This window comes from uncultured Parasphingorhabdus sp. (genome assembly GCF_963975735.1).
Lineage (GTDB): Bacteria > Pseudomonadota > Alphaproteobacteria > Sphingomonadales > Sphingomonadaceae > Parasphingorhabdus.
In genome coordinates this window covers 47769-65006 of sequence record NZ_CAXBIA010000009.1, presented here as the reverse complement: position 1 = coordinate 65006, position 17238 = coordinate 47769, and the positions used below count along the sequence as shown (strand labels likewise).

Genomic DNA, 17238 nt, shown 5'->3' with positions numbered 1-17238 from the left:
AAATAGTAGCCTTAGCCTATATGGCAAGGTAGAACGCAACAAAAGCGGGAGAATGAACATGGAAATGCTGATCGTCGGGGTTCTGCTGTGGAGCCTGATACATCTGATGAAGTCCGTCATGCCGAGACTGCGCGCCTCGATTCAGGGCGCTGTCGGCGAAGGGCCGCACAAGGGGCTGGTAACATTATTGCTGCTGGTTTCGCTGGCGCTGATGGTTTTCGGCTGGCGCTCGACCACCGCAGAATTTGTCTATGATCCGCCAGCATGGGGCCGCCATGCCAATATGACGCTGATGTTCGTGGCGATCCTGCTGCTCGGCGCGGCACAAGGCGCTTCGCGCATCCGGCAGTGGATCCGCCATCCGATGCTGACTGGTGTGCTGATCTGGGCGGTCGGCCATCTGCTCGCCAATGGCGACAACAAGTCGCTGGTGCTGTTCGGTGGACTAGGCCTGTGGGCGCTGATCTCGATCATCACCATATCGCGCAACGAGGGCGTCTGGGTGAAGCCGGCCAAGATCGCGACCGCTGGCCGCGAATTGCTGAGCGTGGTCATTGCGGCGATACTCTATGCCGTTCTGATGTTCCTCCATCCGTGGTTCGCTGGCGTACCGGTCGTCGGCGGCTAATGGTCGCGCCGCTCCCCTTTCCCGCGCTGCATGCCAGCCACAGCGGCATCTGGATTTGCTCGATCGATGGCGAAACCCGCGCGATTGGCAAGGGCGAGGCTATCGGCAGGGTCGCGGAAACGCCGCATATTCTGCTCAACGCTCCCTTATTGGGGCAACGACTCGGCTATCCCGATCTCTCCGGCCTGGACCTTCTAGAGCTATTCGCCTTCATCCATCCGGCCCAGTTCGTCGTCCCGACACCGGCCGGTCTCGCCAAGACACTGGGGCTCACCCCGCCGGAGCAGGAGGCGGATATCGCCGCGCTGTGCCGGCAAGCCGCAAGCTTGCTGTTGGAAGGATTGGAAGCCCCTTATTGGAAGGAGCGGGAAGGCGCGTGGAGCAGCGCTCAAGCGCTCTACCGGTTGCGCTGGCCCTGGGCGCAGGAGGTCGGACGCAAACTGGAGAAGCCGGTCGAGGCCGAACGCTGGCTGTTTTCCAAGCTGACCGAATGGGAGGAAGAGCCGCCGCGCCCGGCTCCCCGATCAATCACCGTGGACAAGGAAGAGGCACTTGCCACGCTCGACGCCCTGACCGGGGAAGGATCGGAAGAACGCGAAGGCCAGAAAAGCTATACGGCCGCCGTCAGCCAGATTTTCAACCCGCGCAAGATCAAGGGCGTGCCCAATATGTTGCTGGCGGAAGCGGGGACGGGAATCGGCAAGACGCTCGGCTATCTCGCGCCTGCATCCTTATGGTCTCGCCAGGCTGGCGGTACGGTATGGATTTCAACTTTCACCAAGGCGCTGCAGCGCCAGCTCGACCGCGAGACCCGCCGCATCTATCCGGACGAAGAGACATTCCGAAAGAAAGTCGTGGTGCGCAAGGGACGGGAAAATTATCTCTGCCTGCTCAATCTGGAAGACGCGCTGCAAGGCGGATTTACCGGACGGGCAGCGATTCTTGCCCATCTGGTCGCGCGCTGGGCCGCCTATAGCAAGGACGGCGATATGGTCGGCGGCGATCTGCCCGGATGGCTGCCCACATTATTCCGTCGCAATGGCGCCACCGCGCTGACCGACCGGCGCGGGGAATGCGTCTATGCCGGCTGCCCGCATTACCGCAAATGTTTCATCGAGAAAGCGGCCCGCGCCAGCCAGCAGGCCGATATTGTCATCGCCAATCACGCACTGGTCATGGTCAATGCCGCCCGCGGACGCGAACAACAGAACCGGCCGACCAGACTGATCTTTGACGAAGGCCATCATCTGTTCGACGCCGCCGATTCGATGTTTGCCGCGCGGCTGTCCGGACAGGAAGCGATAGAAATACGCCGCTGGGTGATCGGACCGGAAACGAAGAATCGCGGCCGCCGTCGCGGACTCGCCGCCCGGCTCGCCGATCTTGCATCCTATGACGAGGAAGGCGGACGGGCGATTGAAAGTGCTCGTGTCGCAGCCGAGGCCCTGCCCGGAGACGGCTGGCTCCAGCGGATTGGCGAAGGCGAGGCATCCGGTCCGATCGAGGCGTTGCTCCAGGAGGTGCGCGCGATGGTCTTCGCTCGCGATGAAAGCCAGAGCGCCGATGCCGGCTACGGGCTGGAAACCGAGCTGACCCATATCGAAGGGCCGATGATCGACGCGGTCGCCACAGCCGCACAGGCGATGGATGCCCTGCTCAAGCCGCTGGTCCGTCTCGGCCAGCGGATCGAACATCTGATCGAGGAAGGCCCCGACTGGATGGACGCTCCCGCCCGGGCGCGTATGGAAGGCGCATTGTCGAGCCTCGGCTGGCGCCGCGATACTTTGTCCGGCTGGCTCTCGCTCTTGTCGCGTATCGGCGGTCCTGCCGATCCCGATTTCGTCGACTGGCTGATGATCGACCGGTTCGAGGGCCGCGAATATGATATCGGCATCTGCCGTCACTGGCTCGACCCGACCATCCCGGTCACCGAGGTCGTCACCAAACCCGCCCATGGCGTGATGATCACCTCGGCTACGCTAAAAGGCGGCGGCGGCTGGGATACCGCGCGGGCGCGCAGCGGCGCTGTCCATCTGGAACATGCCCCGCAGGAATTCGAGGTCGCCAGCCCGTTCGACTATCCCAATCAGGCGAAGGTCATCATCGTCACCGATGTGAAGCGCGGCGATATGGCCGGCCTTGCCGGTGCCTATGCCCAGTTGATCGAAGCCTCGGCGGGCGGGACGCTCGGCCTGTTCACCGCGATCAGACGCCTGCGCACGGTCTATGCCCGAATCGCCGACCGGATGGCGCAGAGCGGACTGCCGATCTACGCCCAGCATGTCGACCCGATCGACACCGGCACGTTAGTCGACATTTTCCGCGACGATCCCAAGGCCAGCCTGCTCGGCACCGACGCCTTGCGCGACGGGGTCGATGTTCCCGGCCAGAGCCTGCGCCTCGTGGTAATGGAATCGGTGCCATGGCCGCGACCGAATATCCTCCACCGTGCCCGCAAGATGGCTGGCGGCGGCAACGCCTATGACGACCGGATCATTCGCGCGCGTCTGGCCCAGGCCTTTGGCCGTATCATCCGCCGCGCCGACGATCATGGCCATTTCGTCATCCTCTCTTCATCCTTTCCCACGCGCCTGTTCTCGGCCTTTCCCGAAGGCACGCCGATCGAACGCATGCCGCTGGAACAGGCCCTGGCCGAGATCCGCCAGGCCAAATCAAAAATGGAACAATCCGGTCTTCCAACTGAAACAAGTTTGATGCATGACAATCCGCAATGAAAAAACTCACACTCCTGCGCCACGCCAAATCCAGCTGGGATGACCCGGTCGACCGCGATTTTGACCGGCCACTCAACAAGAAGGGCAAACGCGCCGCTGCGGTCATGGGCCGCTTCATCCAGCGCAATGGCCTGGCCTTTGACCAGATACTGGCGTCGCCGGCGGTGCGGGTGATCGAGACACTCGAGAATGTAGAGGAAGCCAGCGCTCTGGAGATGGAACCGACCTGGGATCGCAAGATCTACCTCGCCTCCTCGGCTACCTTGCTGGATGTATTGCGCGGTGTCCGCGCCGATGCCGACCATATCCTGATGGTCGGGCATAACCCGGGGCTGGAAGACCTTATCTTCGATCTCGTTCCCGATGACGGAAGTTCCCCGGCGCGTGACGAGGTGGAAACAAAATATCCGACCGCAACGCTGGCCGAGATGACGCTCGCCATCGACAATTGGGCGGATATCACAGAAAAATGCGGCACACTGGACCGTTTCACTCGGCCGCGCGACCTCGATCCGGAACTGGGCCCGAATTACGACTAAGCGTGGTTCAGCGCGTTCGTCAGCTGATCGCGGATCGTTTTCAGTTCGGCCAGAATCAAGCTGTTATCCTCCTGCCCATTCCCCGCCAGCGGTAGGGCTGCAGCGGCCGATTGCGGCGCATCTTCGACCATCTCGGGGCCCCTCCGCCGTGCGGACAGAAATTTGCGGGCGCCTTTGATCGTATAGCCTTCTTCGTTGAGCAGACGGTTGATCGTCTTGACCATCATGACATCTTCGGGCCGATAATGGCGCCGCGATCCGGCCCGTTTAAGCGGCGTCAGAACCGCAAACTGGTCTTCCCAATAGCGCAGAATATGGGGTTTGATGCTAAGCTCTTTCGAAAGCTCTCCGATGGTCCGAAAAGCCCCTTGTTCCTTGGTCATACTCTAACTCCCCCGGTTCACCGGGCCATTAACCTGCAGCGATAATCCTGTCACGCATCGTTTGGCTGGCGCGGAAGGTCAGAACCCGGCGCGGTGCAATCGGCACTTCTATACCGGTCTTGGGATTGCGACCGGTGCGTTCACCTTTATCGCGCAGCACGAAAGTGCCAAATCCCGAAATCTTGACATTTTCACCGTCGACCAGTGCCTCGATCATATGATCAAGAATTGATTCCACCATGACCGCGCTGTCAGCCCGCGACAGGCCGACCTGACGGTTCATTGTTTCGGCGAGATCGGCGCGGGTCAGGGTGTTTGTATAGCTCATCACAACATCTTCCATCAAGAGATTGAAAACTAACCAAAGCCATAAATCAAATCCGAGCTTTTGTAAATGTCGGCAGCAAACTTACCAGTGGATTTCAGCCGATTAGCCCGATATGCGGAAAAGATGACCGATAAACATCCTCAACCAGTCGCCCTCGCCGAACTGCTCGATCAATGCGGACCCGGCGGACCGGACAATCCCGTCACTCTGCCGCAAAGCTGGACGCAGGGCCGGACCGCCTTCGGCGGCCTGTCCGGCGCGCTTGCCTATCACGCAGCCAGCCATATCGAGGATGACCTGCCGCCGCTCCGCTCGGCACAAATTGCCTTCACCGGCCCGCTGTTTGGCGCACTGACGGCGGAAACCGCGATGCTGCGCCGTGGCAAGAATACCGCATTTGTCCAGTCGGAGATTTTTGGTGACAAGGGTCTCGGGCTCCACTGCAATTTCATCTTTGCCGCGCCCCGCCCGACCGAAGTCAAGACTTCAGACATTGTCGAGCCCGATTTCCCGCCCCTTCCGGATAGCGAGGGCCTGCACAGCGGTCCGCCACAATTTTTCACTTCGAACATGGAATATGTCGGCAAGCGAATCGATACCAGCACCAAAACCAATCGTCTGACCCGCTGGATGCGGCTGAAACAGCGCGACGGACTTGATCCGATGGCTGAAATCCTCTGCATGTGCGACAGCCTGCCGCCTTCGGTGATGGGACTGCTCGACCAGAACGCGATGGTCAGCTCGATGAACTGGCAGGTCAATATCATTGCCGAAAAGCTCACGACCGGGGATGGCTGGTGGCTGATCGATTCCCACACCCACCACGCCGATCACGGGGCGAGCAGCCAGTATATGAGTATCTGGAACAGCCGCCGCGAGCTGATGGCAACCGCGATGCAGAGCGTGGCCTACTACGCCTGACATAGGGTCGGGGCCGCCAAACCGGATAATCGCGTCGGCGTGCCGGATGCGATGGCTCCCGATCGATGGCTACTCAGGCTAATGCAGCAGGTCCCACGCAAATCATGCTCGAAACATCCTGTTGCAGGAACCGCGCGAAGCTTTTACATATCGGCTTCTGGGGGAGCAACCGATGGTACAGGCTACGCAAACGCCAAATGGCGCAATACAGTCTTTCTCTTCTGTACAGGCCAAGCTGGCCTCATGTTCCAAAGTCGTGGGAGAAGCCTTTTTCCCCGTCATGGTAGAGGCGCTGGCGGAAGCGCTGTCGGTCCGTTGGGTGTTCCTGTCCACCCTCCATCCGGTAGACCCCGGGCAAGCCTGCACGGTAGCGGTCTGGGACAATGGTCCCGGAGAAAATTTCGAATATCAGCTGGAACATTCACCCTGCGCGGATATTGTCGGTCAGGGCGCCTGCTGCTTTCCCGACAATATTATTGATCTCTTCCCCGACGACCAGATGTTGAAGGATATGGGCGCAGAGGCCTATATCGGAACCCCGCTTCGATCATCATCCGGGGAAATTCTCGGTCTGCTTGCGGCGCTCGACGACAAAGTCATTGAACATCCCGAACAGGCGGCCGAAATCGTCGAACTGTTTTCCGGCCGCGCGGCAGCGGAACTGGAACGGCTGGCGACCGCCTCGCTCAACGAACGGCTCGGACGGATCGTCGAGGATTCGGTCAGTGAAATATATATATTCGGCGCCGACAGCTATTATTTTGAACTGGTGAACCGGGGCGCGCGGGAAAATCTCGGCTATTCGATGGAAGAGCTTCAGATCCTCACCCCCTGGGACCTGAAGCCGCAATATACAAAGGAACAATTCATCGATTTCGTGACACCGCTGCGGAACGGAGAGGTGCCGAACCTGCTGTTTGAAGCGGTGCACGAACGCAAGGACGGTTCCACTTATGATGTCGCGGTACAACTGCAGTTTTTTCCCGGCGTCGAAAATATTTTCTATGCCTCGATCACCGATATCACCGACCGGAAGCGCGCGGAACAGGCACGCGCGCATCTCGCCGCCATCGTTGCATCGTCCGACGAGGCGATCATTTCCAAGACGCTGGATAGCACAATCACAAGCTGGAACGACGGGGCCGAGAAGATCTTCGGCTATTCTGCCGGTGAAATGATCGGCAAATCGATCCGCATTCTCATTCCGGAAGACCGTCAGTACGAGGAAGACGACATTCTTTCGCGACTGAACAGTGGCGAGAAGATCAGCAATTACGAGACGGTCCGCGTGTGTCGTGACGGGCGGCGGGTGGACGTCGCTGTCAACGTCTCGCCGATTTACGATGCCGCCGGCAATATCGTCGGCGCCTCGAAAATCGCGCATGACATAAGCGAACGCAAGCGCGCGGAAGAGCGCGAGCGCCTGCTGATGGGCGAGGTGAACCACCGCGCGAAAAACATGCTGACCCTGGTGCAGGTCATTGCGCGGCAAACCGCCGCTAGCGACGCCACAACCTTCGTGCAGCGCTTCGAAGAGCGCATACTCGCGCTGTCTGCCAGCCACGATGTGCTTCTGAACAACTGCTGGCAAGATGTCCCGCTCGACGAACTGGTGCGGTCGCAGCTTGCCCATTTTGGCGATGCGATAGGGCCGCGGATACAATTGTCCGGCCCGCCGCTCAGGATTACCGCACCGGCGGCCCAGGCGATCGGAATGGCGTTGCATGAACTTGCCACCAACGCCGCCAAATATGGCGCGCTGTCAAACGATGAAGGTGTCATCGAAATCATCTGGAAGCTCGAACAAGGGACTGGAGCGGAGCAAGATTTTTCGATGAGCTGGAGCGAACATGGGGGCCCGAGAGTCGAAAAACCGTCGCGCAGCGGCTTCGGGTCCACGATCATCGACCGCCTGCTCGAGGCCAGTCTCGAGGGAGAGGTCGATCTGGATTGGCGACCAACCGGCCTTTTCTGCCAATTGTCGTGCCGGGCAAGCAAGGTGCTTAGCGGACCGCACCCGTCAACACAGCAAGGCAGTGCGGTCATCGGGTCCAGGCAAGCGCGACCCGGCACAACCCACCGGATTCTGGTGGTGGAGGACGAGATCCTGATCGGAATCGAGATTGCGGAAATTCTGAAAGACGCCGGTTTCGACATACTCGGCCCGGTCACTACGGTCGGCGGGGCTCTTGAATATCTCGAGAATGAAATATGTGACGCGGCGGTGCTGGACATCAACCTGGGCAAAGAGACGTCGGAACCGGTCGCGGAGCTTTTGTCGAGAATGGGAACGCCCTATCTCTCGGTCTCGGGGCGCAGCATCGACGACCGGCCGGCAGCCTTCTCCGGCTCGCTCCATCTCGCCAAGCCGATCCAGTCGAAACTGCTGGTAAAAGAACTGGGCCAGATGCTCCGCGCTACGACGACGTAACAGTGGGTAGTCGCACAACCACGTGTGAATCGTCTCAGCCGACCCGAATTGAGATTCGAATATCGATATATTTCGATCAATGAAAATATGGTGCCAGAAGAGGGACCGTGACTTGTGACTAGTGCGTTGTAATATTGGTATAAATACATCTTATTTGGCGATTATATACCGACAAATATACCGTCTTTTGTCATTGATAGGAAATTGGGACTCGAACCATCAGGCTCTTTTTCTTAGTCTGATGGAAAAAAATTCAGCATCGCATTCTATTTGGTGCCTGCTTGAGCCTCAGGAGCACTTGCAACAAGTCTGCCAAGCTTCGAGATAAAGAACTTCTCGCCCCAGAGTATCAACAATTCTTCTTCCGCGGGACGTAAGAAACGCCTGACATCTTCCCGGCTTCGTACCAATTGATGGAACGGATTTTGTCGATCATGGCCGCTTCAAGCCATCCGGATAATCCGGCGCGGTGCCGCGAATTTGTCGAGGAAACCAAAAAGCAGCTCGCTGTTACCATCGTTGCCGGGAACAAGGTCAAGGGTCTGCAACCTAAGGCAGCCGAACGCGAAACCATCCAAGAACGCATTCGCCGGAATCTCATCACTAAGGAAAAAACGAAGGTGAGAGATCGATAAACGTCCTGCGACACCAAGGGTCGGCTTATTGTTCGCTTGAAAAAATCACGGAAGCCAATGGCGTTTCTGCGACAAACCAACGCGTTCCTTGTTTGTTCTTGATTTTACGGGATGTATCGATCAATATACGGTGCTAGGGAGAACAAACCATGCGAAGCGAAAAGTTATCATTTTTTGAGTTCTTTGCCGGCGGTGGAATGGCACGGGCCGGGTTGGGTTCAGATGCCTGGCAATGCGCGTTCTCCAACGACTTCGACCATAAAAAAAGTCGGATATACCGCCAAAACTGGGGCGAAGAGGCTTCCGTTTGCGGCGATGTCGGCAAGCTCAATTCTTCGGACTTGCCTGGCAGTCCAAATCTGGTCTGGGCGTCATTTCCTTGCCAAGATTTGTCGCTAGCTGGCGGCGGCGCTGGGTTACGCGGAGACAGGTCGGGAACTTTCTGGCCATTTTGGCGTCTGATGGACGATCTGGTCGCCGATGGCCGGGCACCAGATATCATTGCGCTTGAGAACGTCTGTGGCACCTTGACGTCTCACGGCGGCGAAGATTTTGCCGCCATATGTAATACATTCGTTAAATCCGGCTATCGCTTCGGTGCTGTTGTCATCGACGCAGCGTTATTCGTTCCGCACTCGCGGCCGCGCTTGTTCGTCATCGGCGTGCGCAAAGATTTCCCAATTCCTCAAGGGCTCGTTGGCGACGGAGCCTCCGCGCAGTGGCATACCAAGGCACTTCGCACCGCCTTCGATCGATTGCCCAACAAGAGCAAACGCGATTGGTTATGGTGGCGGTTAACGCCCCCAGCGCTCTCGAACATGCGGTTCGCTGATTTGATAGAAGAAAGTCCAAAAAGCGTTTCATGGCATTCGTCAGAACAGACGGCAAAGCTCCTTGGAATGATGAGCACGGTCAATCTAGCAAAAGTGAATCACGCGAAACGTAGCGGCCTTAAAATGGTGGGGACGATATACAAACGAACGCGGTTGGACGCGCAGGGCAACAAAGTGCAGCGCGCAGAAGTACGGTTCGACGACATTGCAGGCTGTCTACGGACGCCCGCCGGAGGGTCCAGTCGCCAACTTATCTTGGTCGTCGACGGCAAGCGCGTAAAATCCCGCCTTATCTCAAGCCGGGAAACGGCGAGGCTCATGGGCTTGCCGGATAGCTATGCTCTGCCGGAAAACTATAACGAAGCTTATCATCTGACAGGGGACGGAGTCGTCGTGCCGGTCGTCCGGCATCTTGCGGATCAAATATTCGAACCGCTGCTCCTCTCGGCCTCGGCGCGGCTCAGGGCAGTTGCATGACGGTCATTCCTTGCGAACAAAATGCCGGGTTACGTAAGCAGATCGAAGAATTTGCCGAAACGTTAAAAACGCAAGCTCATCTGCTCGGCGAGCATGGTCTTGATGAAACGGAATTTTACAATAGTGGGCTTTTTCGCGGCGCGATCGAACGAATCCGCGGTCAATTCTCGGCCACCATGCGGGCAAAGAGAGAGTTCGTCACGCATATCCTCAACCACATGCAGGACCGGGAATATATTCGCGAATGGGAATCTGCCGGAGAAAACAACCGGCACGATTACTCGGTCACGATGGCCAGCGGCAAAATCGCCGCCATCGAGCTTAAGGGTTGCCTCGATGGCAATAACACCAACATATTCGAGCGGCCGCCGCACGCGAACGAGTTCGTGTTGTGGAGCGTTTGCACCAATCCAGGTGCCGATCCACGCCACAACGTATGGTCCGGTGTCCATACCCGTCTAAGCGCGGAAATTATCGCAAGGTCGCAGCGCATCGATGGACTGATCGTCTGGGATATGGTGTGCGGTACCATAGGAAGACCCTGCCCGAAAATTATTGGGAACGATGCGAGGCTCAACGAAGTGGGACCATATAACTTGCCGCCGCCATGCATCTATCTTTTTCCCGCTACCATAGCCGCACCGCGCAACAATCCGTCGCCCAAAGCCCAAGCCTTGGAATCGGTCGAATTACTGTCAGCCTTCAACGCCTGTTTCCAAGGCGAGCCCGATGAAATCAATTTCGTCGATTTCGACGTGGAGAATCGAGGTGCCGAAACGCTGAGAACCACAAGAATACGACGTGGCGGCAAGGTCGCACAGGAATCGGCTCCGACCGCGATCCGGCGGACCTAAACACATTTCGCCTTTCATCTATTTTGCACGACATTTGCGCAAACTGAACGCAGCGATTTCCGAGATCGAAGATACGTAGATTTAGGCTGTCGCTGCTTCAGGGTTGCCTGACGTAGGGGATCGCACTGACCACTCGACCCCTTCTTTACCGATCCCCAAGAGGCTTAGTGTAGTGCAAGGAATGCGGCGCGACCGAAACTTGCGTTGAAGGAACTCGGCTTGAGCCACATCGTGGGTTGAGAGAAGTATCTGATAACCCTCAGCGCTAACTAGATTCCCCATAAGATCTGCAAATGCAGCGGCATGGATGGAATCGTTATGCTGAAGCGGATCATCAAGGACGAGAGCTTTCCATCGTGACCACGGAAACGTTAAGCTCGCAGCACACAACATACTAACTGCCAGTGCGGCCATTTGACCTTCGCTGTGCACTAGCATCGGATCGATTTCGCCGACTGCCTCAGGAACCTCGCCCTGTTTGACAGCACTCTGCTCGATCTTCTTTTTCTTGACGTGCAGATCGATCCCGACTCTCGGATCGCACAAGATCGCCTGATTTATTTCTGCCATGAGAAAGCCGAGAGGCTTGATATACTCAGAATTGAAATCCTCGAGTTCTGCATTGATGTCAGCGCTCGCTGCTCGAGCAATTTCTTTGACCTGACGAATTGCTTGTACATTTGACCGATATTTTTCTCGCAACGAGTCCGCGCTCGCAAGCAATTCGCTGCGACCACCGTTGGGCGGCCCGTCGACCTGCTCCCTTACTTGCTCGAGCACCGCGCGGTGACTCAGCTGCCTAGCCCAAGCAAGGCGCCCTTGGCGCAGTCGAGTTATTTGGCCTTGAGCTTTCTTGACCAACACTCTGGCTTCCGACACGCGACGTTCTAAGCGGTGCGGGGAGACCAGGTCTGGCTCAGTATCAAATCGCCCAAGATCGAGCCACTCGGTTCGAATTCGCCGAGCTGTATCCTCCAATTCCGACTTGCGAGAATCGTTCTCGATGAGCCGCGCTTTTAGCCCAGCTTGTTCTGCTTCCAATGCGGCAATGATTGCGTCCGTGTCAGCAAGCACCTGTATTGCTGCGTCCAATTCGGCTTGGCTTCGGCCTGTGGCAGACTCGGCTTCGCGAAGCATCGCCGCAAGAACCTCAGACCCAATGTCTTCCGTACTATCTATTACCGACCGTTTCGCTGCCTCGTCAGCATTCGCGCGACTAAGGGAAGCGGAGAGATCTGCAACTTTACGTTTCGAAGCTTCCACTGCCCGCTGCGCCGTATCGCGGCTGCGGATCGCGTTCGCTCGATCAACACCATAACTGGAGATTCCTTCAGACGACAAGAGCGTATGCCAGCGCTGCTTGCGCCGCAGCCGCGTATTCACCGCCGCAATTTCATTCGTCAATTTCGCCCTATCGACAGATAGCGAGATTGTAGCGCCACTCGATATCTCAGTGATACGCGCGAACAACGCGTTGTTCGCTAACTTTTCTGCGTCCAGCACTTCTCGGCTCGAGCGGATAGTCGCCTGCGCCGCTTTCAATGTCTGAAGTTTGGCTTTCCGCTCGTCACGGTCGGCGATCAGGTCTCGGAGTGCCTTTTCCTGAACTACAAGAGTAGGTGCGAGACGCTGAGCGGCCGTTGAAGCCCGAGCCTGAAGGTCTGAAGGACTAGCGAAGTGAGTATTGCAGACGGGGCAATCGCTCTCATCGGGGTGCAAATGGGTCGCGATCGAAGCAAGCGCGGTCGACAAGGTATCAACCGTATCACGAAGCGCCTCGACCGCGCCTTTCTGTACATTGACCCTATCTTCGACTGCGGCAACAGCAGCTGAAACATCAATCACGGACTGATCAAGGTTCGGATTGGCAGCTACAATTTCAGCCAGCATATCTGATTGTTCACGAATACGTTCGCCAGACTCAATAGCTTGGTCAACGGTGGTGACCACGCTGCGCAGACGCGTCAGTTCCGCATTGAATGATTCAATTTCCCCGCTCAGGCGTTGAATTATTTGTTGTGTTCGTTCTGCTTGAATGACCGTCCGTTCGGCTTCTTTCTGAGTTTGTTCTACCACTGACAAGACACCAATTGCCTCGCGATGTTGAGTGGTCAGCTTTGCTACGAGCTCGCGCGCGTCTATCAAGTCCCGAAGTCGGCCAAGGCCGGAGTTCACAACAATCATAGACTCTCGACGAGTAGAAACATCCGCACGCCGTTGCTCTTGATTGTTCCGTGCTTGCTCGAGTTCCCGGCTAAGCGCATCAATGCGTGTCTGGCTGCTGAGGTGCGAAGCTTCATTTTCGGCAATGTCAGCCAGCACTCTTTGCAGATCGCTATGCAACTTTTTCGCCTCGCTGATTTTCGCTTCAGTTTCAAGACAATCGCGCTCAATCTGGTCGGCTTCGGCCTGCAGACTGTCGGGCGTCGGCTCAGAGTCATGGCTTAGTGTATCTGAAAGTTGATGGCCGCCGATCTGCGCCAAAATCAATTGGTCAGCAATACCGCTTGCCTCGAGGACGGCTGCGGCGTCATCGATCGCTCCCGACATCTGTGTCTCAGACCAAAGCGTAGCCTCCTGCTCGAGCACGTCATCCAGCGCCTTACATTCGCGTTCGAGTCTCTCAATCTCACGGGCATAGGCGCGCACCACAGTGTTATTGCCTTGGCCATGCAGCGAGTTAGCGATCGCTTCGATGGCGGTGCTTTGAGCGGCTTCTTTCAATATATCAAAGCGCTCAGTGGATTTTCGATAGGTCAGGCGAGAAAGGGTGGACTGACCGAGGAAATGTGTGAGCAGCAGATAGCGCTGCAATTCCGAAATGCTTTGCTGCCATGTCGGAGCGCGAAGGTAGGAAGTGACGTCTGAAACATTCCCGCCAAGCTGGGATTTTGTCGAACTCGCCGACAACAAGCTACGCGCAATAATGCTGTCGTCGGAAAACGTCATTGTTGCGCTGGTTGGACCTGGGTCGCCGTCACGCCAACGGCAAAGATACGTCCCCGGCTTGTTGACACCTGTTGCGTCTCGAAAGTGGTCAATCCGGTCGGAAAGAGTCCATTCAAGCGCATCGAACAGGGAAGATTTACCTAAACCATTGCTGCCGTGGACGATAAGAACCCCGGGCATCGCCGGAATCTCAACGTCAAGTGTTGCGAAACTCCGGAATTGTCGGAGAGCAATACGCTGCAGGTATAGCGGCGTCATTCTGCTTGCTCCAAGGCGGCTACCAACTGCGGAATTAGTCCATCGGGATCGTTTTTGTAGATATCCGCAAGTTTAACCCATCGGTCCGCCGAAGGCTCTGAGAGCCCGTGTTTGATCAAAATTCGTTCGGCGAGGCCTTGGTTGTGATCCAGCGGCGCATTGAGTACAGCATTTGACGATCGCCAGGGCTGGGCGAGAAAGGTTCGCGCAAGGAACCGCGCAAAGGATGCGCCCACTGCATCCGCGTCCGGCATCCAGATTACCTTTCGGCAGACTGTTTCATCTCTTTCGACAAGGTCGATCAACCCCCGCCAATCGGCCGTGGGGCTCGTCTCGGTGACGCACAGCATGATATGCGCGTTTATGACCTCTTCCGCCCGCATGTACGACCGTGCGATCACCATTTGATTATGCAGCGCTTTCAATGATGCTTTTATCTCATCGCCGCTGTTCAATGCGACAGGTGCCACAAGGACGGGATAGGAACCAAGCCGAAGACCTATGGTGATGCTTGGAAGGGAAGCGCCTGAAGCATCTTGCCGCCCTCTGAACATTGGAGATACGAAATCTGGCTCTATCGTAGCTGACCATTCCATTGCTTTGGCTGCCGCTATCAGCTTGTCACGCAATATCTCGGGGGTCACTTGGTCAGCTCCTGTAGTTCCTGATCTTGGCGGTCGCGCAGAGCGGCAAATTCAGTCTCTATGGCGGTCCGCCATGTGGTTAGATCCTCGGTCAAACGGGCTCGCCAGTGCTTGTCGTTGCGGATCACAACGGGCCGGACCCTTCTCGCAGTTGTCATTCCCAAGCCAAATTTGCCGGCATCGAAAATGCGCCCAGGCGGGTCTGACACTTCTATCTCCGACGACCCAGAGAGGATGAGCGCGTCTACACCCCACTGGTCAGGCTGGTCCCAGACGGAAATAGGCTGTTGGCCGACCATTTCACAACCTGACCCGAGGGCCAATGCGTTGAGGCTGAATTTAAGATTTCCCCGCTCGACAAGTGCGGGTTCGAGCGCCTCACCATGGTGTGTCGCCAGCATCATGATAAGCGCTGTTGCGAGTTGCGGGATACGATCATGATCGCCGGTCCAAACAGTTCGCGTATGCTGTTCGACACTGGCCAGCCAGCTCAGAAACGCGCCGAGCAGCGCTTTGTCTGCATTCAAAGAAGCGTGCCAGGTCGTCCATGTCGGTGCGATGGCGGCAGTGATAGTTGGATTAATTGGACCCAACGTCTCGCAATTATGATTAGCCAATGCGGCCTGAATGCGCTGATCCAGCAGCCGGAGGAGGCAAGCATCGATCGCCGCATCCAGACCATCTATTGCAAGAGTAGAGCAGGGGTAGTGCGAAGCCGCACTAGGCGCAGTGCCGATCGCTGGAGCAGTCTTCTGCCATGCGCCCAACCATTCGGGAAGAGTCGATAATGTGATTCGGCCGCCGCTGGCCCTTGCAAGACGCACGATATCGTCAAAAGCTGGCATAGTTGAAGGTGAGGCCGCGAGATGGAGTGAGACGTTGCTGGCTAAGCGCTCGCATTGGTCTGCAACGTCCAACAGGCGTTGCCGTCCTTGTTCGACCGGAAGTCGCGTAGCCCGGTCAATGCCAAGGAAAAGCGTTGATTTCGCGCTTTCGGCGTTTGCTTCCGAGGCAAGCCGTGATGCGTGGTCTTCTAGTTTATTCATCCGAAGCACTTCGAAAAATTCGTACGTATCCGGTGCCAAGACCGGCGGCACAACAAGTTCTGGTCGCGCCGCGAGGAGCTCCAAAATGTGTGTTCTGTAGGTCTCGAAGTGGCTGCCCGCAGGTTTGTACCGGTCAGCGCGATCGGGACCATGCCGAAGCACAACATGCTGAAAGGTCTGGGTCAGTGAGACCCCATCCACGCTCAAGCCGGCGACCTGGAACGCCCCATCGTTACCTGTCGCATCCGTCACCTGGCCAGAACTCCGTCCCACAGGACGGTCGACGTGCGTTGCAGCTGCGAGGACGGCGAAGGCCATCACTTGGTTCAGTTGAGCTGCCTGGCCCGCCGCAAACAACGGACCCAAGCTATTGATCGTGACTTGGCGATCGGCGCGGAGCATCTGGCCAATCCGGTCGATAACATTCAATTCAGTGAATAGCGGCAATAGCCGGGCGGTGAACGCGGCCTCAAGGTCCCCTCCTGCTGAGATTCCAGCGTATGCGGATTCCGTCTCGGCGCGAAGCGTGTCGTTGGAAAAATAGTCCAGGAATTGCTTGGTAAACCCAACATGCTCAAAATTTTCGACTAGCAAGTTGAGGAGATCGGTGAGGCCGCCATCGCCATTGCCACTGACAATATAGGTCGCGGGGCTGAGCGGTTCTGCTGCGGTCGACCCCACGGAGTTCTGCTTCCAGTAGTGGACCGGTTTGGCGCTCCCGCAGGGAATCTCGTTACCAAACCCGATCGCCAATATGACATGATCAAATTGACGAAAGTCCATGGCGGCGTTTGTTGACAATCCTAGTCGCCAGCGCGCGTCAACTTTCTCGACGGAGCTCAACGAGTGGGAGTCTTTAAATGAGAGATTCGTAAGACGAGCATTCGCAGCGTCGAAGTCCGCCTTTAATCTACTGCAGACCTCACCGCCGGTGCCGGCAACCCAATCCAAGAATGGAAGACCGGCTCGATCATCAAGAGACCCGAGCTCGGGCCATTCGTAGATATGAGGATGCAACAATCGAGGAGATGCGCTTTGCAGCTGCAATATCGATGTAGCAGGATCGTACAGCGTCACATCGTTCCCTAGTAACGCCAGGCCGAGCGCTGCTGTGACGCCCGCGGCACCCGCGCCAACCACTGCTATTGTATCAGATGGCTTCAGTTTATCGGATTTGCTTAATGCGTGTACTAGCCGCAATGCGCGCACCTGTTGCGAATAGAAAGTTATCCGCCGATCAAAAGTGCCTACGAAATGCAGGCCGGTGTCGGCAGGAGATCCTGCCAAAAGCAACCAGTCATCAAAAGGAAGGTCGACGCTCTCCATTATATGCAAACGTGAAAACTTCGTGAACTATAGTAAAAGTGCCCAAACAAGGCACAGCTATTACCAAAAAACTGTCCAGCACCGCCTCTCACATAATTCTCCGTTTTGTACCTATACCAAATTGCGCTATGCACGCTAAATAACTGGTCATCAACGGATTTTGCTATGGTATTTGTACGAGAGCTTCCGTCTATAGATTGGTCCGTTACGGACAGGATTTGCCACGCTTATATTTGGTAAACCGAAGCCAG

Annotated in this window: 13 protein-coding genes; 8 read left to right on the top strand and 5 right to left on the bottom strand. The window is 56.8% G+C overall.

Translation table 11 applies throughout. From position 1 onward, the window contains the following. Positions 1 to 52 precede the first annotated feature (52 nt). Genes AACZ86_RS10985 through AACZ86_RS10975 form a run of 3 tightly spaced genes read left to right on the top strand, consistent with a single transcriptional unit; the run spans position 53 to position 3902 of the window. Positions 53 to 628, top strand: a complete 576-nt coding sequence (locus AACZ86_RS10985) for an NnrU family protein (RefSeq protein ID WP_339692436.1) — start codon at positions 53 to 55, stop codon at positions 626 to 628. Next, positions 628 to 3363, top strand: coding sequence for an ATP-dependent DNA helicase (locus AACZ86_RS10980; protein WP_339692433.1), 2736 nt, complete (start codon positions 628 to 630; stop codon positions 3361 to 3363). Before AACZ86_RS10985 ends, AACZ86_RS10980 begins: the two co-directional genes overlap by 1 nt. Then, a complete protein-coding gene (locus AACZ86_RS10975; RefSeq protein ID WP_339692431.1) occupies positions 3360 to 3902 on the top strand; it encodes a histidine phosphatase family protein in 543 nt (180 codons plus the stop codon). The genes AACZ86_RS10980 and AACZ86_RS10975 overlap by 4 nt, the downstream gene beginning before the upstream one ends. On the opposite strand, the gene AACZ86_RS10970 is transcribed toward AACZ86_RS10975, so the two are convergent. Both AACZ86_RS10970 and AACZ86_RS10965 read right to left on the bottom strand, forming a co-directional pair. Continuing rightward, positions 3899 to 4285, bottom strand: a complete 387-nt coding sequence (locus AACZ86_RS10970) for a MerR family transcriptional regulator (RefSeq protein WP_339692428.1) — start codon at positions 4283 to 4285, stop codon at positions 3899 to 3901. The genes AACZ86_RS10975 and AACZ86_RS10970 overlap by 4 nt on opposite strands. A 28-nt stretch (positions 4286 to 4313) precedes the next feature. Further along, a complete protein-coding gene (locus AACZ86_RS10965) occupies positions 4314 to 4613 on the bottom strand; it encodes an integration host factor subunit alpha (RefSeq protein WP_339692426.1) in 300 nt (99 codons plus the stop codon). A gap of 123 nt (positions 4614 to 4736) precedes the next feature. Between AACZ86_RS10965 and AACZ86_RS10960 the strand changes: the two genes are divergently transcribed. The 5 genes from AACZ86_RS10960 (at position 4737) to AACZ86_RS10940 (ending at position 10764) form a co-directional block, all read left to right on the top strand. Next, entirely contained in the window at positions 4737 to 5534 is a 798-nt protein-coding gene (locus AACZ86_RS10960; RefSeq protein ID WP_339692424.1) for a thioesterase family protein, read from the top strand. 172 nt (positions 5535 to 5706) lie between these two features. Beyond that, positions 5707 to 7965, top strand: a complete 2259-nt coding sequence (locus tag AACZ86_RS10955; protein ID WP_339692422.1) for a PAS domain S-box protein — start codon at positions 5707 to 5709, stop codon at positions 7963 to 7965. 434 nt (positions 7966 to 8399) lie between these two features. After that, the gene (locus tag AACZ86_RS10950; protein WP_339692419.1) at positions 8400 to 8600 is read left to right on the top strand and encodes a hypothetical protein; all 201 of its coding nucleotides are present in this window, start codon (positions 8400 to 8402) and stop codon (positions 8598 to 8600) included. 149 nt (positions 8601 to 8749) lie between these two features. Continuing rightward, the gene (locus tag AACZ86_RS10945) at positions 8750 to 9910 is read left to right on the top strand and encodes a DNA cytosine methyltransferase (protein WP_339692417.1); all 1161 of its coding nucleotides are present in this window, start codon (positions 8750 to 8752) and stop codon (positions 9908 to 9910) included. Then, positions 9907 to 10764 carry a hypothetical protein gene (locus tag AACZ86_RS10940; RefSeq protein ID WP_339692416.1) on the top strand — a complete coding sequence of 286 codons (858 nt, stop codon included), beginning with the start codon at positions 9907 to 9909 and terminating at the stop codon, positions 10762 to 10764. The genes AACZ86_RS10945 and AACZ86_RS10940 overlap by 4 nt, the downstream gene beginning before the upstream one ends. Positions 10765 to 10845: 81 nt before the next feature. Here the strand turns inward: AACZ86_RS10940 and AACZ86_RS10935 are convergent, their stop codons facing one another. Genes AACZ86_RS10935 through AACZ86_RS10925 form a run of 3 tightly spaced genes read right to left on the bottom strand, consistent with a single transcriptional unit; the run spans position 10846 to position 16987 of the window. Further along, on the bottom strand, positions 10846 to 13971 hold the full coding sequence (locus tag AACZ86_RS10935) for an AAA family ATPase (RefSeq protein ID WP_339692412.1): 3126 nt from the start codon (positions 13969 to 13971) through the stop codon (positions 10846 to 10848). Next, positions 13968 to 14615 carry an ABC-three component system middle component 1 gene (locus AACZ86_RS10930; protein ID WP_339692410.1) on the bottom strand — a complete coding sequence of 216 codons (648 nt, stop codon included), beginning with the start codon at positions 14613 to 14615 and terminating at the stop codon, positions 13968 to 13970. The genes AACZ86_RS10935 and AACZ86_RS10930 overlap by 4 nt, the downstream gene beginning before the upstream one ends. Then, positions 14612 to 16987 (bottom strand): ABC-three component system protein, encoded by a 2376-nt coding sequence (locus AACZ86_RS10925; RefSeq protein WP_339692404.1) that lies wholly within the window; start codon positions 16985 to 16987, stop codon positions 14612 to 14614. Before AACZ86_RS10925 ends, AACZ86_RS10930 begins: the two co-directional genes overlap by 4 nt. Positions 16988 to 17238: the final 251 nt, after the last annotated feature.

Coding starts and splice junctions, on each gene's coding strand:
- AACZ86_RS10980 (WP_339692433.1), top strand. CDS start 628: ATGGTCGCGCCGCTCCCCTTTCCCGCGCTGCATGCCAGCCACAGCGGC.
- AACZ86_RS10935 (WP_339692412.1), bottom strand. CDS start 13,971: ATGACGCCGCTATACCTGCAGCGTATTGCTCTCCGACAATTCCGGAGT.
- AACZ86_RS10945 (WP_339692417.1), top strand. CDS start 8,750: ATGCGAAGCGAAAAGTTATCATTTTTTGAGTTCTTTGCCGGCGGTGGA.
- AACZ86_RS10955 (WP_339692422.1), top strand. CDS start 5,707: ATGGTACAGGCTACGCAAACGCCAAATGGCGCAATACAGTCTTTCTCT.
- AACZ86_RS10985 (WP_339692436.1), top strand. CDS start 53: ATGAACATGGAAATGCTGATCGTCGGGGTTCTGCTGTGGAGCCTGATA.
- AACZ86_RS10925 (WP_339692404.1), bottom strand. CDS start 16,987: ATGGAGAGCGTCGACCTTCCTTTTGATGACTGGTTGCTTTTGGCAGGA.
- AACZ86_RS10940 (WP_339692416.1), top strand. CDS start 9,907: ATGACGGTCATTCCTTGCGAACAAAATGCCGGGTTACGTAAGCAGATC.
- AACZ86_RS10950 (WP_339692419.1), top strand. CDS start 8,400: ATGGCCGCTTCAAGCCATCCGGATAATCCGGCGCGGTGCCGCGAATTT.
- AACZ86_RS10970 (WP_339692428.1), bottom strand. CDS start 4,285: ATGACCAAGGAACAAGGGGCTTTTCGGACCATCGGAGAGCTTTCGAAA.
- AACZ86_RS10965 (WP_339692426.1), bottom strand. CDS start 4,613: ATGAGCTATACAAACACCCTGACCCGCGCCGATCTCGCCGAAACAATG.
- AACZ86_RS10960 (WP_339692424.1), top strand. CDS start 4,737: ATGACCGATAAACATCCTCAACCAGTCGCCCTCGCCGAACTGCTCGAT.
- AACZ86_RS10975 (WP_339692431.1), top strand. CDS start 3,360: ATGAAAAAACTCACACTCCTGCGCCACGCCAAATCCAGCTGGGATGAC.